The 22,625-nt window shown below is 73.5% G+C and carries 20 protein-coding genes and 1 tRNA gene; 13 read left to right on the forward strand and 8 right to left on the reverse strand.

Translation table 11 applies throughout. From position 1 onward, the window contains the following. The first annotated feature begins 2 nt into the window (after window positions 1-2). The 3 genes from iolB to J7F03_RS11090 are packed head-to-tail and all read left to right on the forward strand — an operon-like array spanning window position 3 to window position 4,371. Window positions 3-989 (forward strand): 5-deoxy-glucuronate isomerase, encoded by a 987-nt coding sequence (iolB, locus tag J7F03_RS11080; RefSeq protein WP_214948563.1) that lies wholly within the window; start codon window positions 3-5, stop codon window positions 987-989. Continuing rightward, window positions 986-2,860, forward strand: a complete 1,875-nt coding sequence (iolD, locus tag J7F03_RS11085) for a 3D-(3,5/4)-trihydroxycyclohexane-1,2-dione acylhydrolase (decyclizing) (RefSeq protein ID WP_214948545.1) — start codon at window positions 986-988, stop codon at window positions 2,858-2,860. The genes iolB and iolD overlap by 4 nt, the downstream gene beginning before the upstream one ends. Before the next feature lie 11 nt (window positions 2,861-2,871). Continuing rightward, window positions 2,872-4,371: a CoA-acylating methylmalonate-semialdehyde dehydrogenase gene (locus tag J7F03_RS11090; protein WP_214948546.1), complete on the forward strand. Its 1,500-nt coding sequence runs from the start codon at window positions 2,872-2,874 to the stop codon at window positions 4,369-4,371. 170 nt (window positions 4,372-4,541) lie between these two features. Here the strand turns inward: J7F03_RS11090 and J7F03_RS11095 are convergent, their stop codons facing one another. The 5 genes from J7F03_RS11095 to J7F03_RS11115 all read right to left on the reverse strand — a co-directional run bounded on the left by J7F03_RS11095 (window position 4,542) and on the right by J7F03_RS11115 (window position 10,443). Continuing rightward, on the reverse strand, window positions 4,542-5,756 hold the full coding sequence (locus J7F03_RS11095) for a hypothetical protein (RefSeq protein ID WP_214948547.1): 1,215 nt from the start codon (window positions 5,754-5,756) through the stop codon (window positions 4,542-4,544). Between the two features lie 62 nt (window positions 5,757-5,818). After that, the gene (locus J7F03_RS11100) at window positions 5,819-6,838 is read right to left on the reverse strand and encodes a WxL protein peptidoglycan domain-containing protein (RefSeq protein ID WP_214948548.1); all 1,020 of its coding nucleotides are present in this window, start codon (window positions 6,836-6,838) and stop codon (window positions 5,819-5,821) included. Between the two features lie 158 nt (window positions 6,839-6,996). Then, entirely contained in the window at window positions 6,997-8,289 is a 1,293-nt protein-coding gene (locus J7F03_RS11105) for a hypothetical protein (RefSeq protein ID WP_214948549.1), read from the reverse strand. A 351-nt stretch (window positions 8,290-8,640) separates the two neighbouring features. Next, complete coding sequence (locus J7F03_RS11110; protein ID WP_251071738.1) at window positions 8,641-9,918, reverse strand: S8 family peptidase; 1,278 nt, start codon at window positions 9,916-9,918, stop codon at window positions 8,641-8,643. 111 nt (window positions 9,919-10,029) lie between these two features. Then, window positions 10,030-10,443 (reverse strand): GNAT family N-acetyltransferase, encoded by a 414-nt coding sequence (locus J7F03_RS11115; RefSeq protein ID WP_214948551.1) that lies wholly within the window; start codon window positions 10,441-10,443, stop codon window positions 10,030-10,032. A gap of 21 nt (window positions 10,444-10,464) precedes the next feature. Between J7F03_RS11115 and J7F03_RS11120 the strand changes: the two genes are divergently transcribed. Continuing rightward, on the forward strand, window positions 10,465-11,217 hold the full coding sequence (locus J7F03_RS11120) for a nucleoside deaminase (protein ID WP_214948552.1): 753 nt from the start codon (window positions 10,465-10,467) through the stop codon (window positions 11,215-11,217). Between the two features lie 71 nt (window positions 11,218-11,288). Here the strand turns inward: J7F03_RS11120 and J7F03_RS11125 are convergent, their stop codons facing one another. Beyond that, on the reverse strand, window positions 11,289-11,813 hold the full coding sequence (locus tag J7F03_RS11125; protein ID WP_214948553.1) for a hypothetical protein: 525 nt from the start codon (window positions 11,811-11,813) through the stop codon (window positions 11,289-11,291). Window positions 11,814-11,989: 176 nt separating this feature from the next. On the opposite strand from J7F03_RS11125, the gene J7F03_RS11130 reads away from it, so the two are divergent. From J7F03_RS11130 to J7F03_RS11140, 3 genes are all read left to right on the forward strand, one after another. Next, the gene (locus J7F03_RS11130) at window positions 11,990-12,451 is read left to right on the forward strand and encodes a hypothetical protein (RefSeq protein ID WP_214948554.1); all 462 of its coding nucleotides are present in this window, start codon (window positions 11,990-11,992) and stop codon (window positions 12,449-12,451) included. 219 nt (window positions 12,452-12,670) lie between these two features. Further along, window positions 12,671-12,880 (forward strand): hypothetical protein, encoded by a 210-nt coding sequence (locus tag J7F03_RS11135; protein WP_214948555.1) that lies wholly within the window; start codon window positions 12,671-12,673, stop codon window positions 12,878-12,880. Window positions 12,881-12,971: 91 nt separating this feature from the next. Continuing rightward, the gene (locus J7F03_RS11140; RefSeq protein ID WP_214948564.1) at window positions 12,972-13,397 is read left to right on the forward strand and encodes a phospholipase; all 426 of its coding nucleotides are present in this window, start codon (window positions 12,972-12,974) and stop codon (window positions 13,395-13,397) included. 170 nt (window positions 13,398-13,567) lie between these two features. On the opposite strand, the gene J7F03_RS11145 is transcribed toward J7F03_RS11140, so the two are convergent. Continuing rightward, a tRNA-Arg gene (locus J7F03_RS11145) sits at window positions 13,568-13,640 on the reverse strand. Between the two features lie 332 nt (window positions 13,641-13,972). On the opposite strand from J7F03_RS11145, the gene J7F03_RS11150 reads away from it, so the two are divergent. The 5 genes from J7F03_RS11150 (at window position 13,973) to J7F03_RS11170 (ending at window position 21,093) form a co-directional block, all read left to right on the forward strand. Beyond that, on the forward strand, window positions 13,973-15,589 hold the full coding sequence (locus J7F03_RS11150) for a dynamin family protein (RefSeq protein WP_214948556.1): 1,617 nt from the start codon (window positions 13,973-13,975) through the stop codon (window positions 15,587-15,589). A 4-nt stretch (window positions 15,590-15,593) separates the two neighbouring features. Continuing rightward, window positions 15,594-17,420 carry a GTPase gene (locus J7F03_RS11155; protein ID WP_214948557.1) on the forward strand — a complete coding sequence of 609 codons (1,827 nt, stop codon included), beginning with the start codon at window positions 15,594-15,596 and terminating at the stop codon, window positions 17,418-17,420. A gap of 137 nt (window positions 17,421-17,557) precedes the next feature. Next, complete coding sequence (locus J7F03_RS11160) at window positions 17,558-17,965, forward strand: single-stranded DNA-binding protein (RefSeq protein WP_214948558.1); 408 nt, start codon at window positions 17,558-17,560, stop codon at window positions 17,963-17,965. A 164-nt stretch (window positions 17,966-18,129) separates the two neighbouring features. After that, on the forward strand, window positions 18,130-19,425 hold the full coding sequence (locus J7F03_RS11165) for a thioester domain-containing protein (RefSeq protein WP_308379348.1): 1,296 nt from the start codon (window positions 18,130-18,132) through the stop codon (window positions 19,423-19,425). 132 nt (window positions 19,426-19,557) lie between these two features. Next, on the forward strand, window positions 19,558-21,093 hold the full coding sequence (locus J7F03_RS11170) for a bifunctional phosphatase PAP2/diacylglycerol kinase family protein (RefSeq protein WP_214948559.1): 1,536 nt from the start codon (window positions 19,558-19,560) through the stop codon (window positions 21,091-21,093). 54 nt (window positions 21,094-21,147) lie between these two features. Here J7F03_RS11170 and J7F03_RS11175 read toward each other — a convergent pair whose 3' ends face one another. Further along, the gene (locus J7F03_RS11175) at window positions 21,148-21,693 is read right to left on the reverse strand and encodes a hypothetical protein (RefSeq protein WP_214948560.1); all 546 of its coding nucleotides are present in this window, start codon (window positions 21,691-21,693) and stop codon (window positions 21,148-21,150) included. A 350-nt stretch (window positions 21,694-22,043) separates the two neighbouring features. Between J7F03_RS11175 and J7F03_RS11180 the strand changes: the two genes are divergently transcribed. After that, entirely contained in the window at window positions 22,044-22,493 is a 450-nt protein-coding gene (locus J7F03_RS11180; RefSeq protein ID WP_214948561.1) for an MscL family protein, read from the forward strand. Window positions 22,494-22,625: the final 132 nt, after the last annotated feature.

Genomic DNA, 22,625 nt, shown 5'->3' on the forward strand with positions numbered 1-22,625 from the left:
CGATGGAGTGGACGGGACTGCTCGTGCTCGACCTCGAACCGGGAGAGGTGTACGCGCACACGTGCGGGGAGTCGGAGTGGATCGTGCTCCCGCTGGCAGGTGCCTGCGCGGTCCGCTGCACGGAGCCTTTCCCCCACCCCGCCCCTTCCCGAAACCGGGCTCTGCCCGGACCCGCGCCTCAAACACCGGCGGGGCTGAGGAGATGGGGATCCGCCCCGGCCGCCGGGCCGTCCGGCGGCGTCAGCGACGATCCGGCCCCGCCGGCGTTCGAGGCACGGGGGTCTGGGGGCAGCACCCCCAGCAGCGGACCGCAAGTCTTCGAACTGCACGGGCGGACCGGGGTGTTCGACGCCGTCACCGATTTCGCCTACCTGCCCCGGGACGGACACGCCGAGATCACCTCCCCCGGAGGGGGACGCTTCGCGCTCGCCGGGGCGCGGTGCGAGCGGCGACTGCCCGCCCGGTACGGGCCCGCCCGACAGGTCCCGGTGGAACTCAGGGGCGCCGGGCAGTGCTCCCGTCAGGTCAACAACTTCGCCGCCGCCGCCGCCTTCGCGTGCGACCGGCTCATCGCCGTCGAGGTGCTGACACCCGGCGGGAACTGGTCCTCGTACCCGCCCCACAAGCACGACGAGCACCGGCCCGGTGAGGAATCCCGGCTGGAGGAGATCTACCACTACGAGATCCGCGGCCACGGAGAAACGCCCGGACTGGGATATCAGCGTGTCAGCCCCTCCCCGGCCGGGAAGACCGACATCCTCACCGAGGTGAGGACCGGGGACACCGTGCTCATCCCGGACGGCTGGCACGGCCCGTCCATCGCCGCGCCCGGACACGACATGTACTACCTCAACGTCATGGCGGGGCCCGACCGGACCCGGGAGTGGCTGATCAGCGATCACCCCGATCACGGCTGGATCCGCTCCACCTGGGCCGGCCAGGACACCGACCCCCGGCTGCCCTTCTACCGCGCGGAGGACCCCGTATGACGATCAGGCTCACCGTCGCCCAGGCCCTCGTCCGCTTCCTCGCCCGCCAGTACACCGAGCGCGACGGACACCGGCAGCGGCTGATCGCCGCCACCTGGGGGATCTTCGGGCACGGGAACGTCGCCGGGATCGGGCAGGCCCTGCTGGAGACCGGGCGGGAGGAGATGCCCTTCCTGCAAGGGCGCAACGAGCAGGCCATGGTGCACGCCGCCGTCGGGTACGCACGGCAGAGCGGGCGGCTGTCCGCGCACGCCGTCACCACCTCCATCGGGCCCGGCGCCACCAACCTCGTCACCGGGGCCGCCCTCGCCACCGTGAACCGGATCCCGGTGCTCCTGCTGCCCGGGGACGCCTTCGCCACCCGGCCCGCCGACCCCGTGCTCCAGCAGCTCGAAGTCCCCTACGCGGGGGACGTCTCCGTCAACGACACCCTGCGCCCCGTCTCCCGCCACTTCGACCGGATCACCCGCCCCGAGGCGCTGATCCCCGCCGCCCTCCAGGCCGTGCGGGTCCTCACCGACCCCGTGCAGACCGGCGCCGTCACCCTCGCGCTGCCGCAGGACGTGCAGGCCGAGGCGTACGACTGGCCGGAGGAGTTCTTCGCCCAGCGCGTGTGGGGTGTACGCCGGCCCCGGCCCGACCGTACGGAGCTCGCGCGCGCGGCCGAGGCCGTACGGGGCTCCGCCCGGCCGCTGATCATCGCCGGCGGCGGGATCCGGCACAGCGGGGCGCAGGCGGCGCTGGCGGAGTTCGCGCGGGCCACCGGGATTCCGGTGGCGGTCACGCAGGCGGGCAAGGGGGTCCTGTCGTGGGACCACCCCGCCGACGTGGGCGGGATCGGGCACACGGGCACGGCCACCGCGGCCCGCCTGGCCCGCGAGGCCGATCTGGTGATCGCCGCCGGGACCCGGCTCACCGACTTCACCACCGCATCCGCGACGCTCTTCCGGCACCCGGACGTGCGGTTCGTCGGACTCAACCTGGACCCGTACGACGCCCACAAGCTCGCCGCCCGCCCCTTGGTCTGCGATGCGCGTGCGGGCCTGGAAGAGCTCCGGGCCGAGGTCACCGGGTACCGGGTGGACCCCCCGTACGAGGCGGCGTACAAAGAAGGGAAGAGCGCGTGGGAGCGGCTGGCCGACCAGGCCTGCGCGGCTCCCGACGAGGACGCCGTCCCGACCCAGGCACAGGTGCTGGGGCTGCTCGACGCCTTGGTCGACGGCGACGACATCCTGATCAACGCCGCCGGCTCGCTCCCCGGAGACCTGCACAAGCTCTGGCGGGCCCGCTCCGTCGACCAGTACCACGTCGAATACGGCTACTCCTGCATGGGCTACGAGATCCCCGCCGCGATCGGCACCGCCCTCGCCGCGCCCGGCCGCCCGGTGTGGGCCCTGGTCGGCGACGGGACGTACCTCATGAACCCGACCGAGATCGTCACCGCCGTGCAGGAGCGGATCCCGATCAAGGTGGTGATCCTCGACAACCACGGATACGCCTCCATCGGCGGCCTTTCGGACGCGGTGGGCGGCGAGGGCTTCGGGACCGCGTACCGCTTCCGGGCGGTGGACGGTTCGTACAGCGGCCCTCCGCTGCCACTGGACCTGGCGGCCAACGCCGCCTCCCTCGGGATGGCCGTAATTCGCGCCCACACCGTTGGTGACCTGCGAAAAGCCCTCGCCGAGGCACGAGCTGCGGACCGTCCCACATGTGTCTACGCACAGACCCGAACACCCGACACTGTGTCGGGCCCACCCCCGGCACAGGCGTGGTGGGATGTTCCTGTGGCCGAGACCGCCACCCGTGTGTCGGCGGTGAAAGCCCGCGAAGAGTACGACCGGCAAGCCGCGCATCGACGTCGCCATCTGTGAAGGAGCAAGGCATGAAGACCGTCAACCACTGGATCGGTGGCAAGACCGTCGAGGGCGCTTCGGGCAACTACGGCCCGGTCACCGACCCGGCCACCGGCGAGGTCACGACGCAGGTCGCCCTCGCGTCCGCCGACGAGGTGGACGCCGCCGTACAGGTCGCCAAGGAGGCGTTCCTGTCCTGGGGCCAGTCCTCGCTGGCCGCCCGCACCAAGGTGCTGTTCGCCTACCGCGCCCTGCTGGACGCCAACCGCGACGCGATCGCCGAGCTGATCACCGCCGAGCACGGCAAGGTGCACTCGGACGCGCTGGGCGAGGTCGCCCGCGGCCTGGAGATCGTCGAGCTGGCCTGCGGGATCACCGTGCAGCTCAAGGGCGAGCTGTCGACGTCCGTCTCGAACCGCGTCGACGTCTCCTCGATCCGCCAGCCCATCGGCGTGGTCGCGGGCATCACCCCGTTCAACTTCCCGGCGATGGTGCCGATGTGGATGTTCCCGCTGGCCGTGGCCTGCGGCAACACCTTCATCCTCAAGCCGAGCGAGAAGGACCCGTCGGCCGCCAACAAGCTCGCCCAGCTGGCCACCGAGGCCGGTCTGCCGGCGGGCGTGCTGAACGTCGTCCACGGTGACAAGGTCGCCGTCGACGCCCTGCTCGCGCACCCCGACATCGCGGCCGTCTCCTTCGTGGGCTCGACCCCGATCGCCCGCCACATCCACACCACCGCCTCCGCCAACGGCAAGCGCGTACAGGCCCTGGGCGGCGCCAAGAACCACATGCTGGTGCTGCCCGACGCCGACCTTGACGCGGCCGCCGACGCCGCCGTCTCGGCCGCCTACGGATCGGCCGGCGAGCGCTGCATGGCCATCTCGGCCGTCGTGGCCGTCGGCGCGATCGCCGACACGCTCGTGGAGAAGATCCGCGAGCGCGCCGAGAAGATCAAGATCGGCCCCGGCAACGACCCGACCTCCGAGATGGGCCCGCTGATCACCGCGGCCCACCGCGACAAGGTCGCCTCGTACGTGAAGGGCGCGGCCGCGCAGGGCGCCGACGTGGTCCTGGACGGCACCGGCTACACGGTGGAGGGCAACGAGAACGGCCACTGGATCGGGCTCTCGCTGCTGGACCACGTCAAGACCGACTCCGACGCCTACCGCGACGAGATCTTCGGCCCCGTGCTGTGCGTGCTGCGCGCCGAGACCTACGAGGAGGGCGTGGCGCTCATCAACGCCTCGCCGTTCGGCAACGGCACCGCCATCTTCACCCGCGACGGCGGCGCCGCCCGCCGCTTCCAGCTGGAGATCGAGGCGGGCATGGTCGGCGTCAACGTGCCGATCCCGGTGCCGGTGGGCTACCACTCCTTCGGTGGCTGGAAGGACTCGCTCTTCGGCGACCACCACATCTACGGCAACGACGGCATCCACTTCTACACGCGGGGCAAGGTCGTCACGACCCGCTGGCCCGACCCGTCGGACGCCCCGGCGGGCGTGGACCTCGGCTTCCCCCGGAACCACTGACCGGGCGCACGCCCCGTAGGCCCGTAGGACCGCACGCCCCGTAGGCCCGCGGGACCGGCCGTGCCCCGGGACCGCTGAAGACACTCGCCCCCCGCAACCCTCACCGCGGGGGGCGAGCCGTTTCCGCCTTCCGTCTTCCGTGTCCGCCCGGACCGGCGCCGGTCACAGCCCTAGAGCAGCGACCAGACGTCCGCCGCCGCCGTCGCCGACCACACCGCGTCGCCGTGGCCGTAGCCGGGGACGACGGTGAAGCCGACCCGCTCGTTGCCGCCCGCCAGGATCAGCCGCGCGCCGCGCGAGTGGTCGCCGCGCCCCAGCTCGGTGTTGATCCACACCACTTCGGCGTCGATCCGCTCCCAGTGGATCGCGTACGTCTTCTCGTCGCCCGCCCAGATCGCGGCCAGATCCCGCATCAGCGCGGTCGGGACCAGCCCGCTGCCGAGGGCGGAGGTGGCCGCGTGCCAGGTGGCGAGCGAGGTGTGGGTCAGGCTGAAGCGGTCCTCGGCCGGGGTCGCTCCGAAGGTGTAGGAGCCGGCGCTGTGGCCCTGGGTGTAGATCCAGTTCGCGGGGCCGGGCAGTGCGCTGGTGCGGACCAGCGCGAAATGCGCGAGCCCGGCGTTGGTGAAGCGGAGCGCGGGGTCCGGGGGCCAGGGGACCGGGGAGGGGGCCTCGGGTTCGGTGACGGCCCGGGCGATCAGCGACGCCAGACCGGGGTCCGCGGCGTACGCGCCCCGCGCGAGCTGGGCTTCGTACGCGTCCCGGGTTCCGGCCGCCCGTACGGCCAGGTCGCCTTCGTACGGCCCGGTCGTGTCCAGGACCACCACCCTGTCCAGGCGCGGCGAGCGGTCGTGGGCGGCCGCGTCCAGGGCGAGGGCGGCTCCGGCGGAGTGCCCGGCGTACTGGTACGGCAGCCCGAGTGCGCCGTCCAATGCCGCCACGACCCCGGCGAGATCCCGGCGGTGCGCCGCGAGCCCCCGGTCGGCGCCGATGTCGGCCGCCGCCGCAGCGTCCTCGCGCGGGGTGACGCCGACGACGAGCAGGCCCTCGCGGCGCAGCCGGTGGGCGAGGTTCCGGTCGTCCGGCGTGAAGAAGTCGGCGCAAAAGTTCAGTCCGCCGCCCGGCAGGAGGTACGCGATCCCGCGCGGCGCCCGCCGCGTGTCCGCGACCACGTCCACCGTGACCGGGGCCGGGCCGGCGTCGTCGAGCGGGAGCGTCAGCCGGATCCAGCCGTCGCCGGGCAGGTAGGCGGCGGTCCCCGTGCCCAGGGTCCGCTCGATGAGGGTCAGCAGCCCGATCCCGTGGCCGGCGGGGTCCTGCGGCCGGCCTGCGGGGTCTTGCCCGAGGGCCGGCCGGCCGGGACCTTCTTCGCCGTGCTGTCGTTCCATGGGCGGTGCCTCCCCCGTAGCGGCGATGGTCGAATGCCGTCACCTGGGGACACCCTTGCCGGTCAGCGCACTTCAGCCAAGTCTTGGGCTTCTTCCGGCTGTTCGGGGCCGGTCCGGCGTCGTCGGCGCAGCACCCAGACGGTGATGCCGGCGCCTGCCAGCACCAGGAGCGCGCCCAGCGCAGGCCACGGCACGGCGAGGAACTCCGTATCGGAGACGGAGACGAGGTCCGGGTAGGCCGAGGCGCCGGCGGTGATGTCGACGGTGACCCAGTCCGACTGCGGTGCGTCCGCCCAGTCCTCGGTCAGCTCGATCCGCTGGCCCGGCAGCAGCACCAGCTTCAGCTCGCGGGCCGGCCGGTCCAGCACCCGTCGGCCGAACAGGCCCTCGGCGGAGACCGCCACCTTCGGCTCGACGACCACGTTGCCCCGGTTGACCAGGGAGTACGAGATCTTGGCGCGGGCGTCCTTGACCCAGGGCAGCAGCGGCGCCGGCCGGCTGACCTTGACGTCCTCCACGCTCAGCCCGGGAGTCACCGGCCCCGGCACCCGGAAGTAGAGCCGGGCGCCGACCTGGCGCTTCACCCCGACCTTGACCTTGCCCTCCTCCTGGATGCCTTCCACGGCGGTGTTGAGGGCGACGATCCCGCCCACGTGGTCGCCGGGCGTCGCGTCCGCCGGGACCTTCACGGAGAACGGGAGGTCCTTGCGGCCCTTCGGCGGCACCGTCACCGTCGTCTTCGTCTCGGGAGGCAGCGCGATCCAGGTGCCGACGTCCTTGGGCTTCGTCTCGACCGGCAGCAGCGCGAAGGCGCCGCCCACCGGGGTGTTCACGGCGTCGGTGGCGAATATCTGGAACGTCAGCTCCTTGTCGGAGGAGTTCACGATCGTCGCGCTGTCGCTGACGGTGGTGCCGGCCGAGCCCTGGTGGAAGAAGTACGCGCGGTCGGTCATCGCCGCACCGGCGGGCGGGGTCGGGAAGACCCCCCAGGTGCCGTTGTCCGCGGCCGTCGCGGGGAGGGCCGGGAGCAGCAGGGCGGCGAGGCCGAGGAGCAGGCCGAGGAGGAGGGTGCGGGTGCGCATGGGCGGTTCTCCAGTCGGGCCGGACGGGGAGGGGGGAGCGCCGGGGGTGGTGCGCGGAAGGGTGGTGCGCGGAAGGGTGGTGCGCGGAAGGGTGGTGCGCGGAAGGGTGGTGCGGCGCCGGAGCGCCGCACCACCCGGGTCGGAGCGGGGCCGTGCGGTCAGGCGATCGAGAACGTGACGACCGACTGGTAGGTGTCCGCGAACATGAACGGCGGGAGCTGGATCATTCCGGCGCCGCCGACCTCGAACTCGCCACCGGTCAGGTTCTCGCCGCCCGCGCTCTGGGAGGCGATCTTCATCGGGGTGTCGGAGATCGCACCCGGCGCACCGGCGGAGCAGGTGCTCGGGCTGTCGGCGTTGGTCACCCTGCAGGTCGGCTGGATGCCGATCTGCGCCTTGGTCATCGAGTGACCGGTGACCTCGTTCAGGAACGGCGTACGGGTCGCCGAGACGTCCCAGCCGAGGGTCCCGCCGCGGAAGTCCTGGACGGCCATCGCGGTGAACTGGCCCACGACCGACTGGGGCTTGCCGTTGATGGTGACCTTGCCGAAGCTGACGGCCGGGTTGCCGGCCTGCGGGCCGATGGCCAGCGGACCGGGCAGGACCTCGACGTCGACCGGGTTCTTCACACCGGGCTGGTCCTTGACGAAGACGAAGTCCTTGTACGGGGCGATGGCCCCGTCGATCTTGATCTGGTCGGTGTCCACGTTGATGGTGATGCTGCACGTGGCGACGCCGGCCGCGGTGGCCGTGCCGGAGCCGGTCTCACCCGTGGCGACGCCGCCCTTGAGCGCGGAGCAGGTGACCGCGCCGGCCGGGAAGTTGGCGCCCGTGACGGTGACCGGCGTGCCGGCCTTGCCGCTGTTGGGAGTCAGCTTGGTGGTGATCGGGTCCTTGGGCAGGGCCTCGACGGCGACCGAGCCGAGGGAGGCACTCGGGCGCGGGTTCGGGGTGCAGGTGGTGGTGAAGACCGAGCCGCCGAGGTTCGCGTCGGTCACCGACAGGTCGAGGGCGACGTTGACCGTGGTGCCCTCGGTGCCGTCCGGGATCTTGATGGTGCCGGAGAAGGCGGAGGGGTCGAGCGGCTGTCCCGCGACCACGGTGACCGTCTCGGGCGGGCTGACGACCGTCTGCAGGGTCGACCCGACCGCGAGGGTGATCTTGGAGGTGTTCACCGTCGTGACGGAGAAGCCCGGGATGACCGGGCTCGCACCCGGGTCGATGGTGATCGGGACCACGTCGCCGGCCTTGGCGCCGTCGGGCAGCGTGATCGTGTAGGGCTGGATGCCCGAGGCGCCGGCCTGGGGCGGCGGTGCGACGCAGTCCATCTGGACGGGCGTCGTCTTGGTCGCGGCCTGCGCGGTGCCCGACAGGCCCACCACGGCGCCCGTCAGGGCAAGGGACAAGGCGCCCGTCCCGGCCAGAACTCTTCGTCGAAACGTTGTACTCACTGGGTCGCGACTCCTTCGTCATACGAACCCTCCCCCCACCCGCTGTGTGGGGGAGGCCGAGCCGGTGCGGTGGCCGACATTGACGCGTCGCGGTGATGAGAAGTCAATGACTTGCTTTCGCCCGAAGCACACAGAAATTGATGTGCCATCAGGCCGGGTGGCGCAGTGCGCCGGATACCGACCGGCCGGTGGGTTGTGCGGGTGGGGCGGGTGGGTTCGCCGGAGGGGTCCGCTCCGGCTCTGAGCTGGGCTTTGGCACCGGCCGGGCGGGTGCCGGGCGGGGCCGTCTCCCGCCGTCTCGCGCCGTCTCCCGCCGACGGACGGGCACCGCCGGCGGGGATCCTCCTACGGCTACCTCTCGGTCGGGACGTGGAGCAGCAGGTTGGGAGTACCGGCAGGCAGGGCCGTGATCCGGTCCCGCACGGAGTCCCGTAGGAGGATTTCGGCCACCTGTGCCGGAGTCCTGCGCGGGCCGCCGGCCGCCAGGCCCTGCGCGAGGACCATCGCGGCGGCGCCCGCCACGTGCGGGGCCGCCATCGAGGTGCCGGAGGCCCGTGCGGTGGCCGTGGCGGAGCCCTTCCAGGCCGAGGTGACGGCGACGCCCGGGGCGGAGAGGTCCACGCAGGGGCCGTAGTTGGAGAAGGAGGGCCTCCGGTCCTCGGCGTCGGTCGCGCCCACCGTGAGCGCCTGCGGGACGCCGGACGGGGAGCCGGTGCAGGCGTTCTCGGCGGAGTTGCCGGCGGCCACGGCGAAAGTGATCCCGGCGGCGACCGCCCGCGTCACGGCCCGGTTCAGGGCGAAGCTGTAGCCGCCGCCCAGGCTCATGTTCGCCACGGCCGGGGTCGCGGGGTACTTGAGGGAGTCCTTCACCATCCAGTCGACACCGGCCGTGATCGCCGACAGCCGCGCCTCCCCACGGCAGTTCGCGACCTTCACGGCGACGAGCGAAACACCCTTGGCGACCCCGTAGGAGGCCCCGCCGACCGTTCCCGCGACGTGCGTGCCGTGGCCGTTGCAGTCCGTGGCGCCCTCCAGGAACACCGCGTTGGCGCCCCAGCGGGCCCGGCCGCCGAACTCCTGGTGCAGGGTGTTGATCCCGCTGTCGATGATGTAAGCGGTGACCCCCTGCGCCGTGGTCGGGTACGCGTACGAGCCGTCGAGCGGGAGTTCGCGCTGGTCGAGCCGGTCCAGGGACCAGGGCGCGGACGCCTGGAGCAGGGGCTGCGAGTCGGCGGCGCCGGTCGGGGCGTCGGCGGTCCGGGCGCCGTTGATCAGGAACGTCGCGTCGGGCTCCACGGAGGCCACCCGCGGATCTGCGGCGAGTTCGGCGGCGCGGGCGGCGGTGGTGCGGACGGCGAAGCCGTTCAAGGCGGTGTCGTAGACGGTCCCGACGCGGTCGCCGGACGCCTCGGCCTCGGCGGCGAGGACGCGGGTGGCGGCGCGTGCGGAGGCGCGGGAGACCTGGTCCTCGAGGACGACGACGTAGGGGGCGGTGGCGTCGGCGGCGTCGGCGGTCGCCTCGGCCGTGACTTCGACGGTGGCGGCTGTGGCTTCGGCGGCGTACGGCGGCAGGGCGGTGGCCACCGCCAGCAGGGCGGCGGCCGGGAGCAGCGCGGTGAATGCGGTCATGCGGCCGATGCTCGGCGAGGCGCGGGCCGGCCGCGCGGAGGGTGCGCCGACTGGCCCCACGACACGCCGCCCCACGGGCTACGGGGTACGGGGTGCGGGGTCGGACACCCGCTAGGGGGCGATGGGCCAGCCGCGCATGGCGAAGACGCCTTCGTCGCTTGCTCCTGCCGCCTCGTAGGTGGCCAGCGCCGCTTCGTTGTCCGTGTCGACGCCCACCCACATGCCGTAACAGCCGCGCGCCCTGGCCTCGGCGGCGAGTGCCGCGGTCAGTGCGCGGCCGATGCCGCGCCGGCGGTAGCCCTCGTCCACGGAGAGCTCGTACAGGCACATCTCGGTGCCCTTGTCGGGGTGGCTCATCTCGATGCCGGAGACCATTCCGGCGGGTACGCCGTCCACGTAGGCGATGAGCATCAGGTGCCCGGGGGCGTCGAGAAACCGCTGCGACCAGTCGGGGCGCACGGGCCCGTCGAAGAGTCCTTCCGCGGCCTGGAGTTCGGCGGGGGTGCGGGCGGGTCGGATGTCCATGGCGGTGACGATAATGGCCCGATGAGCAGCGGGGAGCTTGATTTCGACTCGGCGTGGCGCGCGGTCCCGGAGCCGGTGCGCAGGGCACTCGCCCTTGCCTACGAGTCGCTGGCGGCCGGTGGCCTGGCAGTGGGAGCGGTCCTGACGGACGCCGACGGCAAGGTGATCGCCGAGGGACGCAACGAGGCGTACGAGGACGGTCCGGGCACCGGCCCGCTGCGCGGTACGCCGCTCGCCCACGCCGAGATGAACGCGCTGGGGGCCGCCCGCACGGGCTGGGACCTTGGCGCGGCGACGCTGTGGAGCACGCAGGAGCCGTGCGCGATGTGCGCGGCGGCGGCCGGGTTCACGGGCGTGGGCCGGGTCCGGTACCTGGCCCCGGACCCATGGGCGCTGGCGGGCGGCTTCGACGGTGAACCGGTCGCCGGCCCGCCGGGGACGCAAGGAGAGTCGGAGGCGTCGCCGGGGGAGTCCGGGATGCCGGGGGATTCCGGGACGGCTCGGCCGTGGCGGGAGAGCGGTACCGGGCCCGGAGCCCACGCGTGGCTCCTGACGGCCAATGCGATGTTCCTGCGCTGCGTGGCGATGGCCGCGACCGGTCCGGGGGAACCGCGCATCCTGACCCACCACCGGACCACCGAGCCGGAGACCACGGCCCTCCACGACAGCCTGCCGGCGGGGCTGCCGACGGCGGCCTCCGTGGAGGACTGGCTGCGCCCGCTCTGGACCGGCGTCACGGAACTGGCGGCGGCACGCCGGCGCCGCACGGGCTGAGCCGCCCCTGAGCCACACCGCGGGGTGGCCCTGGACCCGCGCCCGGCCGTGGCGGTGGCCCCTGCCCTGGATCAGCGGGCGCTGCGCGACGCCTGCTGGACCGGGATGCCGCCCCGCACCTTCGCTCCGGGGGACGGGGTGCCGTCGGTCCACGCGTAGACCTCCTTGCCCCGCACCGTGACCTGGTACTGGTAGTAGTCGCGGCACTCGGGCCGCTCCTCCTCCTGGGTCCCGGCCGGCCACCACTTGGCGGCGAGCTCCCTCCCCGAGGGCTTCTTCGCCGTGCCCGCCGGGCACTGCGGGCCGTCCAGCGGGGTGGCGCCGAGGGTGAACCGGAGCAACCGGGCCTCACCGCCCGTGCGCGCCTTTATTCGCACGGCGGTCGCGTCCTTCGGCACCCAGTCCGGCAGCACCCACGACAGCTCCCCGCGCGTCGGGGCGTCGGCCGCCGTCGCGAAGCGCATGCCCTTCTCCTTGTACACCCGGTCGTTGATCGTGTCGGTCAGGGGATTGGGCGGGAGGTTGGGCAGGGCGATGGCGGCGGTGGCGAGGACTCCCACGGTGGCGGCGGCGATGACGAGAGGGCGGCGGTTCATGTGTACGAGTATTCGTGGCGCGACTTGTAACCCGCGTCCCTCCCGAGTACGAACCGAAACTCTGCCGGAAGGGTGACACCGACTCATACCTGAGTCCCGTCTCTGCCCTTCGGCAGAGGGCCGGATCCCTTGCGAGGCTCACGCCCGACCCCTTCCGGCCTCGGATAACCGCCGATATGTCTGTGATGGGTCGCTCGCGGCTCAGGGCCGCCGCCGAGGCCATCGGCGGGGGTGTCCTCGTCGTGCCGGCGCTCGGGCTCGTCAACCAGGTCGGCGGCTCCCTGCCGGTTCACGCCAAGGTGGGGGTCACACTCGCCGCCCTGGTCCTCTTCGTCGGTCGCCGCCTTTATCCGGAGGCGGCGCTGCTCGGCATGGGCGTACTGCTCGGGGTGATGTCCTGCCTCGGCGCCCTGATGGCCGTGACCGCCTACACGGTCTCCCACCAGCCGACCGGGGCCGGGAGCCGGGCCGCCCTGCGAGGCCGGGCGCCGCCGCCGCGCCGGGGCGGCGAGGACGACGGCGAACTGCGCGAGAGAGCGGGCCAGGTGCGCGAGGCCACCCGCGAGCCGGCCTCAGTCGATGAACGCAGGTCAGGTGGGTCGATGAGACTCAAGTCCCCTACGGAATCGGGGACCTGAGGGCGATGACGACGAGGCGGGCGCGCGCGGAGGATGGACGCATGTTCCCTACCGTCCTGCGCAATGCCGTCGTCCACAAAGCCCGACTCGTCGTGACCGCCCTAACCGCCCTAACCGCCCTAACCGCCCTGCTCGCCGACGCGTTCGTCTCCGGCGCGTTCACAGAAACCGTCCACCACGCCGGACAAGGACGAACGCCCGCTGGGAGGGCGTGGTTACGTGAACGTCTTCGCCAACTACGCACCCGGCAAGGACGGCAGGGCTCAGCTCGACCCCCTCGCCGAGGCCGTGGCCCGGCCAACGGGAACGAGGCGGCCGAACATGCCGGACGCGATCAACGCCGAGCAGGACCCGCTGCTTTCCGCCTTCGACCCGCCCCCGAACGGGTGCGCCCGCCACCCCGGCACCCGGGGTGGCGCGCGTCGTTAGAGGGTGCGTGCGCAGCCGCCCCGCCCGAACCGCCGCCCCCGCCCAGGCCCCCGCCCGCGCTTCCTCGCTCGCGCGCGCCGCCGCGGCCGCGGTGGTCGCCGTATCCGCCGCCCTCGCCTGCGCGCCGCCCGCGGCCGCGGCCCCGGAGGTCCCGGCCGACAAGCCGCTCGTGCTCAGCGGCTGGACGCAGGGGAGCGGCGCGAGTTACGAGTCCTGGACCGCGGCGCGCGGGAACCGTGACACCTGGCAGTCGTACGGCTTCGACTGGTCGACGGACTACTGCACGACCTCCCCGGACAACCCCTTCGGCTTCCCCTTCCGCATGGCGTGCGCCCGCCACGACTTCGGTTACCGCAACTACAAGGCGGCGGGGGAGTTCGCGGCCGCCAAGTCCCGGCTGGACGGTATGTTCCACGCCGACCTCAAGCGGGTCTGCGCCCACTACTCCGGCGCGCGGAAGGTCTCTTGCGACGGCACCGCGTGGACGTACTACCAGGCGGTCAAGGCCTTCGAATAGCCCGTACGCCCCGGCCCGGCACCCGTCACCCCGGGTGCGCGGAAGCTGCGGGCCGACGGCCGGCCAGTGGCCGGAATGTGCTTACGCCGCCGCTACCGCAGGCTCGCTAGGTTGCCCTGACCTGCACGAAAGACCTCCGCGGGGAGGGCTTCGGGGCGGGACGTGAAGAGTGCCCCCGGCAGGACTCGAACCTGCGGCCAAGTGCTTAGAAGGCACCTGCTCTATCCACTGAGCTACGGGGGCCGGAAGGTGGCCGTGGTGGCCTGGAGCCCCTGGGTGGGGGTGGGACTGTGGTCCGTGCCGGGTCAAGGATAGGGCTCCGGTTGCCTTGTCCCGGTTGCTTCACTCGCGTGCCACGATGTGGAGGTTCGGTGAAGCGGTCCCGATAATCGCAGGCAGGTGCGATTCTCGCACCGCTTTTGCGCCGTGGCGCCCTGGGTGTTGTGCACTCGTTATGCCTGCGCCCCACTCGTCCGCACTGTCCAGGATGTCCCACTGGAGTCGCGGTCGGCGCGCAGAGGACGTATAAGCTTCAAAAATGGTCCTAAATTGGGCATTCTTCGCATGTGGTGACCTTGGATGTTCGGCCTCAGCTGCTCGATGCCCTGTCCGCCCTGCGCGACCGGGTCGCGTCCGTGCGTCTGCCGCTGCCCCTGCCCGGCGCCCCCCGCGCCCGCCAGACCAGAGCCGAGCTGCTCGCGCAGCTCGACGACTACCTTGTACCCCGGCTGAAGGCGCCGGAGGCGCCGCTGCTCGCTGTCGTCGGCGGGTCCACCGGAGCCGGTAAGTCCACCCTCGTCAACTCCCTCGTAGGGCGCCAAGTGAGTGAAGCCGGGGTACTCCGGCCCACGACGCGCACCCCCGTGCTTGTCTGCCATCCGGATGATCATCACTGGTTCGCCGGGATGCGGGTGCTTCCCGACCTGATGCGCGTCTGGGCTCCGCAGGGCGATGAGGACCCCCTGCCGACGGCCCGCAAGACCCCCCGCAAGCAAGCCGACGGCCACGGGTACGCCACCCGCGAAGTACGCATCGAGACCGTCTCCACCCTGCCCCGCGGCCTCGCCATCCTCGACGCCCCCGACATCGACTCCCTCGTCGTCGACAACCGGACGCTCGCCGCCGAACTCATCTGCGCCGCCGACGTCTGGGTCATGGTCACCACCGCCTCGCGATACGCCGACGCCGTGCCCTGGCACCTCCTGCGCACCGCCAAGCAGTACAAGGCCACCCTGATCACCGTCCTCGACCGGGTCCCGCACCAGGTGCTCGCCGAGGTCTCCCGGCAGTACGGGGCCCTGCTCACGCGGGCCGGGCTGGGCGACGTACCCCGTTTCACCGTCCCCGAGCTGCCCGAATCGGCCGGCGGGGGCGGGCTCCTGCCCGCCAGCGCCGTCGCTCCGCTGTTCGCCTGGCTCGCCCACCACGCGCAGGATCCGGCCGCCCGGCAGTACGCCGTCGGGCGTACCGCGCTCGGCGCGCTCGACTCCCTCGGGCGCCGGATGCCGGAGCTCGCCTCGGCCGTCGCCGCCCAGCACGCTGCCGCCGTACGGCTGACTTCCGCGGTCGAAGACGCGTACAAGAAGGAGGGCAAGAGGGTCCGCAACCGGCTCGACCGCGGCGCCGTCCTCGCCGGCGACGCGCTGACCCGCTGGCGCGGCTACCCGCTCGACACCAGCGCCGACGAACTCCTCGACTCGCTCGCCGAATCCCTCGCCGCGCTCCTCCAGTGCGCCGTGGCCGCCGCCGACGAGCGGATCGCCGAGGCCTGGCGGCGCGAGCCGGCCGCGGGCGCCGTCGTACTGCCCGCCCCCGACCGGGAGGCGGCGGAACGTATCGGCATGGCGGTACGGCGCTGGCGGCGGGTGCTGGAGGAACTCGCCGAGGAGGAGGTGGCGCGGCAGGAGAAGCAGCCCGCGCCCGACCCCGACGGGGTCGCCGCCCTGCTGGTCGCCGCCCTCCTCGGCGGCAAGCGGGCCCGCCCGGCGGGGGAGAAGCTCGCCGAACGGATCGGCGTACAAGCCGCCGTACGCCTGCGTGACCGGGGCGGCGAACTGGTCGGCGAACACCTAGACCAGGTGCTGCGCGCCGAACGCGACCGCCGCCTCGCCCCGATCGAGGCGCTCGAAGTGAGCCCCGAACCCCAGGCCGAGCTGATCGCCGCCCTGTCCGTACTGCAGAAGGAGAGGTGACTCGGTGACCGCCTTGACCGACCGAACCGACGACCGCTGGGACGACGGGCTCATCGCACGCTCGCGCCCCCGCGCCACCGACGACGACTGGCCCGCGACCGGCGACGACGAGGGCGACGAGGCACTCGTCCGGGCGGTCTCCGGCGCCGGAAGCGACGGCGGCAAGGCACCCGCGCCCCCGCCCAGTCCCGAGGCGCAGGCGCTGCGCGTCCGCCTCGAAGCGCTGCGCCAGCTCATCGGGCTGTCCCGGACCCGGATCCTCGACGGCAAGACCCTCGCCGAGGCCGGACGGGTACTGGACGAGGCGGCCGCACGGCGCGGACTGTCGGCGCAGCACACGGTCGTCGCCATCGCCGGCGCCACCGGAAGCGGCAAGTCCACCCTCTTCAATTCACTCGCCGGAGTGCAGATCTCCGAGACGGGGCTGCGCAGGCCGACGACCGCCGCACCCATCGCGTGCAGCTGGTCCGACGGCGCGGCGGGCCTGCTCGACCGGCTGGAGATCCCCGGACGGCTGCGCCGCCGCCCCCGCGAGACCTCGGAAGCCGAGGCGCTGCGCGGAATGGTCCTCGTCGACCTGCCCGACCTGGACTCGGCTGTCGGCGCGCACCGTGACCACGTGGACCGGGTACTGGCGCTGGTCGACGCCGTGGTGTGGGTGGTGGACCCGGAGAAGTACGCGGACGCCGTGCTGCACGAGCGGTACCTGCGGCCGCTGGCCGGGCACGCGGAGGTGACCTTCGTCGTGCTGAACCAGGTGGACCGGCTGCCTGGCGAGGCCGCGGACCTCGTACTGGACGACCTGCGCAGGCTCCTCGACGACGACGGGATCGCCCTCGGCGAGCACGACGAGCCCGGAGCCACCGTCCTCGGGATTTCCGCTCTTACGGGTGAAGGAGTCGGGGAACTGCGCGAGCTCCTCGGACAGTTCACCCAGGAGAAGGGTGCCGCGACCCGGCGGATCTCCGCCGACGTCGACAAGGCCGCCGCGCGCCTGCGGCCGCTCTACGTCGCCGACGGCCACGCCGGCCCGGAGATCGGCGAGGCGGCGCGCGCCGAGTTCGAGGACCGGCTCGCCGAAGCGGTCGGAGCGTATGCGGCCGGGCTCGCCGCCGAACGGGCCTGGCGGCGCAATGCCGGAAAGGCCTGCGGCACCCCGTGGCTGCGCCTGTGGCGGTGGTACGAGAGCCGGCGCTCCCCGCGCTCGCTGGCCGGCCTCGCCGCCCTGGCGGCGATCGGACGCTCCCCGTTGGCCCCCGAGGCGCCGGTCGAGGAGGAGGTGACGGCCCGCCAGCGCGTTGAGCAGGCCGTGCGGACCGTCGCCGACGAGGCGGTCCTCGGCCTGCCCGACCCGTGGGCGCAGGCCGTACGGGAGACCGCGGTACGCGGCGCCGGCGGGCTCCCGGAGGCGCTGGACGAGATCGCGGTGACCCTGGGCGCGGCGGTCACGCTGCCCAGCGTCAAGCCTCCGCGGCCCTCCTGGTGGCCGGCGGCCGTGCTCGCGCAGGCGGCCATGACACTGCTCCAGATCTACGGCGGGCTCTGGCTGGTCGGACAGATCGCCGGGGTCCTGGAGCCGAGCCTGATGCCGCCGGTGCTTCTGATGGTGGCGGGCATCGTCGGCGGACCGCTGGTGGAGTGGGCCTGCTCGATCGGGGCCAGGGGCCCGGCGAGGCGGTACGGGCAGGACGCGGAGCGGCGGCTGCGGCAGGCCGCGGCCGGCTGCGGGCGAGCCCGGGTGCTGGAGCCGGTGGCGGCCGAGCTTCTGCGCTACCGGGAGGTGCGCGAGCAGTACGCGACGGTGGCGAAGTTGTCCACAACCCGTCAGTAATCCACAGGCTCCGGCGGATTCCGGCGCATCTTGCCAGCATGGTCGTACCTCGTGCGGATGGTCCGGACGGGTACGGAATGCGGGTCGGTCCGGCGCTTCGTCGAGTGCGCGGCCGCGACCCCGGGAGGACGGCCGGGATGAATGACACCCAGGTGACGCTGGTGGGCTACGTGGCCACGCAGATCGAATACAAGGAGACGCCGAGCGGCCCCGCGGCCCGCTTCCGCTTCGCGGTGACCCCGAGGTACTTCGACCGCAAGAAGGAGGCCTGGGCGGACGCGCCCACCAGCTTCTACACGGTGTGGGCCCGGCGCGGCCTCGCCGTGAACCTCGCCGGATCCGTTTCCGTCGGCGAACCGCTGGTGGTCCACGGGCGGCTGCGGGTGCGCGAGGACCCGCCCGACGGGGAGGGGAACAAGTGGTTCTCGGCGCAGATCGACGCGACCGCCATCGGGCACGACCTGAACCGCGGTACGGCGGCCTTCCGTCGGGTCGTCAGGACGGACACACCGCTGATGGGTACTCAGAAGGCGGCGGTGGTCTGAGTGTTCGAGGAGGCTAGGATTCCCCGGTACTCACGGGCACCTGGGCCTTCGGCCCGAAGGGGAAGACTGTGTCGATTGCCGTTCCCGCATCCTCCGCTCCTGCTCCCGCTCCTGTTCCGGCTCCTTCTACCGATCCTGTCGCCGCTGTCGCACCTGCCGTCGCCGTGCTCGCCGACCCGGCCGTCACTCCTGCCGCGGTGCCGGCTCCCGGTACGGTCTTCGCCTTCGCTCCGGCCCCTCCGTCCGCGCGCGCCACGCTCGGCACGGCCATACGAGGCTCCGCGCGCCGGCCGCTCGCCATGGCGCTGCTCGCCGCCGCGCTGGCGGCGGCGCCGGGGGCCCGGGCGGCCGCCGACAGCGGCCCGGTCGCACCACGGGCCCCGGAGGGCGCGAGCGCCGTGCTGGACGGGCTGAAGACCTACGGGCAGGCGGTCCTGCGCGGCGCGGACGGCTCGGTGCGGCAGATTCCGGCCGGCCTGTACGAGATGAGGGTCGACGGCGGCGGGATGCTCCAGACGTACGGAGTCGGCGTCGCGGGCAACTCGCAGCCCCAGACCCGGTACACGGAGAGCGGGTGGAGCGGTACGCCGCTCGCCGGGAACGACGAGGCGGGCCGCATCCGCTGGGTCCTGGAACACTCCTACCCCCAGCTGAACGACCTGGCCGGGCTCGCCAAGGCGGCCGGGGCGGCCGCGCTCACCGCGGAGAGCGCGGCCGCCGGCACCCAGGTGGCCATCTGGCGGCTGGCCGACGGCGTGCACGTGGAAGCGGCCGACCCGCAGGCGGAGAAGCTGGCCGACTACCTCCAGCGGGAGGCGGGCCGGCTGCCGGAGCCGCCGGCCTCGCTCGCGGTGGACCCGGGCGAGGTGTCGGGGCCGCTGGGCACCCGGATCGGGCCCGTCACCGTGCGGACGAGCGCGCACAGCGTGAGCGTGACCCCGGACGCGGCGGCCGTGGCCATGGGGGTGCGGGTGGTGGACGCCGAGGGACGGCCGGTCTCCGCCGCCGCCAACGGGAGCAATCTGTACTTCGAGGTGCCGGCGGGGACGCCGGACGGCACCGCCTCGGTCACCGTCCGCGGCTCCACCCGGGTACCGGTGGGGCGGGTCTTCACGAGCGGGATCCCGGCGCAGGTCCAGATCGTCGCCGGCTCCAGCGAGTCCGCCGCCGCGGCCACGGCGACGGCGCGGTGGCCGCAGGTTCCCGACGTCCAGCCGGCCGGTGTCGCGAGCTCGGGCACGGCGGTGACGACGCTCGGCGGGCTGTCCGCACCCGCCCCGGCGGCGGGCCCGGACACCTCGGAGGAGCGGCTGGCCTCCAGCGGCAGCTCGGCGGCCACCCCGGTGATCGCCTCCCTGGCGGTGGGCCTGGTGGTCCTGGGCGGCCTGGTCGTCCTGCTCCTGCGCAAGCGGCCCCTGGAGGAGGACGCCGCCCCCGCGCGGGGGCCGGCCCCCGAATAGCGAAGGGCCCCGGCCCCGGCCCCGGGCCCCGGACCCCGGGCCCGGACCCCGACCCGGACCGCGTCGGGCCTGCTCATGGGCCGGGTGGCCGCGGCGCTGGTTCGGAGGCGGGTGCGCGGGTAGAGGCAGGAGATGGCTGATCAGGAACTGACCTGGCGGGGCGCGGTCGTGCGGGGGGACCGCTGGCTGTTCGACGTGGTGGCCCGGCGGCACTGGCCGGGGGCCGACCGGGTGCTTCCGCGGCTCGGGCGGGCCGCGAACCACGGGGTGCTCTGGGGCGGGACCGCCGCGGCGGTCACCGTCCTGGGCTCGGCCGGGGCCCGCAAGGCCGCCGTGCGCGGGCTCGCCTCGCTGGCGCTGGCCTCCGCCACCATCAACACCGTCGGCAAGTGGTCCGTACGGCGGCCGCGCCCGGTGCTGGACGGGGTGCCCGCCGTGCGGCAGCTGACCACACAGCCGCGGACCACCTCCTTCCCCTCGGGGCACTCGGCGTCCGCGTTCGCCTTCACCGCCGGGGTGGCCCTGGAGTCCCCGGTCTGGGGCGCCGCGCTGGCTCCGGTCGCCGCCTCCGTCGCCTTCTCCCGGGTGTACACCGGGGTCCACTACCCCTCCGACGTGATCGCGGGCGCGGCTCTCGGGGTGGCGGCCGGGCTCGTCGTACGCCGCCTCACGCGGGACGCCGTAGAGGCCCGGATCGTGCCGGGTGACGAGCGGCCGGCCCCCGCCGCGCCGGCGCTGCCCGACGGCTCCGGGCTCACGGTCGTGGTCAACACCGGATCGGGCACGGCCGCCGTGGCGGGGCTCGACGCGGTGCGGGAGCGGCTGCCGAAGGCCGAGCTCGTCGAGTGCGAGGGGCCGCAGCTCGCCGCCGAACTGGCCTCGGCGGCCGCCCGGGCCACCGTGCTCGGCGTGTGCGGCGGCGACGGCACGGTCAACGCCGCCGCCACCGCCGCGCTGCGCGCCGGGATCCCGCTGGCGGTGTTCCCCGGCGGCACGCTCAACCACTTCGCACTCGACCTCGGCCTGGCCGGCACCGAGGACACCTGCCGGGCCGTGGAGGCCGGGCATGCGGTCCGCATCGGCGTCGGCCGCTTCACCCCGGGCCCGGGCGCAGGCACGGGCGCAGGCACGGGCGGTCAGGGCGGTCAGGACGGCACGGACCCCGAGGACACGAGGGCCGGGTACTTCCTGAACAACTTCAGCATCGGGGCCTACCCGGAGCTGCTGGGCCACCGGCTCCGCTGGGCACCCCGGATCGGGGGCGGTCCCGCCGCCCTGCTGGCGGCCTGGCGGGTGCTGCGCGCCCAGCGCCCCGTACGGCTCAGGCTGGCCGGCCGCCCGCGCAGCGTCTGGCTGCTCTTCGCGGGCAACGGCACCTACCAGGGCACGGGCCCGGCGCCCCGCTACCGCAAGAGCCTCGGGGAGGGCCTGCTCGACGTCCGGCTCGTCTACGGCGGCGGCCGCCCCGGCCCCCGCCTGCTCGCCGCCGCCTTCGCGGGCCCGCTGACCCGCTCACCGGTCCACGTCGCCACCCGGCTGCGCAGCCTGCGCGTCGGCGACATCCCGGCCGGCACCCCGCTCGCCTACGACGGCGAATACGCGCGCGCCCCGGCCGCCCTCGTCCTGGACGAGCTCCCGGACGCCCTCACGGTGTACCGCCCACGCTGACGCAGCGTGCCCCGGGACGCGCCCGGCACAACGGCCCCGGGCTGCCGCCGCCCCTCAGGCCTCCACGCCCAGATCGGCCCGCATCGCGCCCCGCAGGCCCTCCCAGCGCCCCGAGAGTGCGATGAGCTCGGCGTGGATCTCCTCGAACGAACCGCGCGGCTCGGGAGCCCCCTCCGACAGCCGCATCGTCCGGGCGTAGGCCCCCGCCATGCCCTTCGTCATCAGGTCCAGCTCCACGAGCACGGCGGCCGAAGCGATCATCTGCGCCTCGGCGAAGGCGGCGTGGTGGGCGTTGCGGGCCTCCTCCACCGCCGCCCGTTCCTGTGGGTCGACCTGCTCCCGGTGCACGACCCACAGGAAGTACATGAGGGCGATCCGGTACCGCCGGTACGCGGCGTTCGCCGCCGTGTAGCACTCGCGCCGGCGGGCCAGATCCGCCAGTTCCTGCTCCCGCACCCACCGTGTGTGGGCCACTTGTTGCTCCCGCTCGAACTGCGCCGCCTGCACGCGCGCCAGCATCCGCTGCGACAGCAGGGTCGCCAGCAGCGTCCCGGCCACACCGACGACGGCGGCGCCGAGCGCGATCAGCCCGTTGTCCATGTTCCCCCCACCTCGGCCGCAGACCCCCGGCCGCTCCCCGTTGAGCGTCATCCTGCCGTGAGGTACGGAGCTCCGGGGGCCCTTTCCCGGACCCGGACCCGGACCCGGCCGGGCCGGGCCGGGCTGAAACCGGGCCGGGCCCTCAATGTGTGGCGGCCCCGCCTCCGGCCCGGGCAGGGTGCCGGGTGATGCGCGACGAAGACGAGAGGCCCGGGAGGGGGTCGCGGCCCCACTGCCGCCATCCGCGCGGTCTTCCCACCGCGGCTCCCCGCGCTGCCTCACAGCTCGCGCCCAGCGTGCTGAGCTGAGCTGACGCGCCATGCGCCGGGCGCCACGAAAGGGAGCGGACAGTGCTCAAAGGCTTCAAGAACTTCCTCATGCGCGGTGACATCATCACCATCGCCGTCGGACTGGTCATCGCGCTGGCTTTCTCGACGCTGATCAAAGCGTTCACCGACTATGTGATCAACCCGGTCGTCGCCCGCCTTCAGGGCGGCGAGTCCACCGGGCTCGGGTGGCAGCTCGGCGAGGAGGGGAACGACGCGACCTACCTCGACCTGGGCCAGTTCATCTCGGCCCTGATCTACTTCGTCATCTTCATGGCGGTCATCTACTTCTGTGTCGTGGTGCCGTACAAGCGCTACCAGGCCCGCCGCGGCGTCACCGCCTTCGGGGAACCCGGTCCGGTCAAGACCTGTCCGGCTTGCCTCTCCGAGGATCTGCCTGCGGCGGCGAGCAAGTGCCGCTACTGCGCCACCGAGCAGCCGCCGACCGTCGGCGCCGGAGCTCAACGGGCGTAGGGAGGCGGGCCTGCCGTCCACGCTTCCTCGGGGACCATGGACAGCTACCGCTCCCGCAGGTGGTACGGGCTGATCTCCTCGTACCGGTCGTCAGACGCTGGGTCGCTAGTCGCTAGTGCTGCTCCGCACAAG

Source organism: Streptomyces sp. ISL-43, assembly GCF_018614195.1.
In the GTDB taxonomy this organism is placed as follows: Bacteria; Actinomycetota; Actinomycetes; order Streptomycetales; family Streptomycetaceae; genus Streptomyces.

Bases quoted from the DNA above. Each gene is read 5' to 3' on its own strand.
- iolB (WP_214948563.1), top strand. From the start codon at position 3: ATGGAGTGGACGGGACTGCTCGTGCTCGACCTCGAACCGGGAGAGGTG.
- iolD (WP_214948545.1), top strand. From the start codon at position 986: ATGACGATCAGGCTCACCGTCGCCCAGGCCCTCGTCCGCTTCCTCGCC.
- J7F03_RS11090 (WP_214948546.1), top strand. From the start codon at position 2,872: ATGAAGACCGTCAACCACTGGATCGGTGGCAAGACCGTCGAGGGCGCT.
- J7F03_RS11095 (WP_214948547.1), bottom strand. From the start codon at position 5,756: ATGGAACGACAGCACGGCGAAGAAGGTCCCGGCCGGCCGGCCCTCGGG.
- J7F03_RS11100 (WP_214948548.1), bottom strand. From the start codon at position 6,838: ATGCGCACCCGCACCCTCCTCCTCGGCCTGCTCCTCGGCCTCGCCGCC.
- J7F03_RS11110 (WP_251071738.1), bottom strand. From the start codon at position 9,918: ATGACCGCATTCACCGCGCTGCTCCCGGCCGCCGCCCTGCTGGCGGTG.
- J7F03_RS11115 (WP_214948551.1), bottom strand. From the start codon at position 10,443: ATGGACATCCGACCCGCCCGCACCCCCGCCGAACTCCAGGCCGCGGAA.
- J7F03_RS11120 (WP_214948552.1), top strand. From the start codon at position 10,465: ATGAGCAGCGGGGAGCTTGATTTCGACTCGGCGTGGCGCGCGGTCCCG.
- J7F03_RS11125 (WP_214948553.1), bottom strand. From the start codon at position 11,813: ATGAACCGCCGCCCTCTCGTCATCGCCGCCGCCACCGTGGGAGTCCTC.
- J7F03_RS11130 (WP_214948554.1), top strand. From the start codon at position 11,990: ATGTCTGTGATGGGTCGCTCGCGGCTCAGGGCCGCCGCCGAGGCCATC.
- J7F03_RS11160 (WP_214948558.1), top strand. From the start codon at position 17,558: ATGAATGACACCCAGGTGACGCTGGTGGGCTACGTGGCCACGCAGATC.
- J7F03_RS11170 (WP_214948559.1), top strand. From the start codon at position 19,558: ATGGCTGATCAGGAACTGACCTGGCGGGGCGCGGTCGTGCGGGGGGAC.
- J7F03_RS11175 (WP_214948560.1), bottom strand. From the start codon at position 21,693: ATGGACAACGGGCTGATCGCGCTCGGCGCCGCCGTCGTCGGTGTGGCC.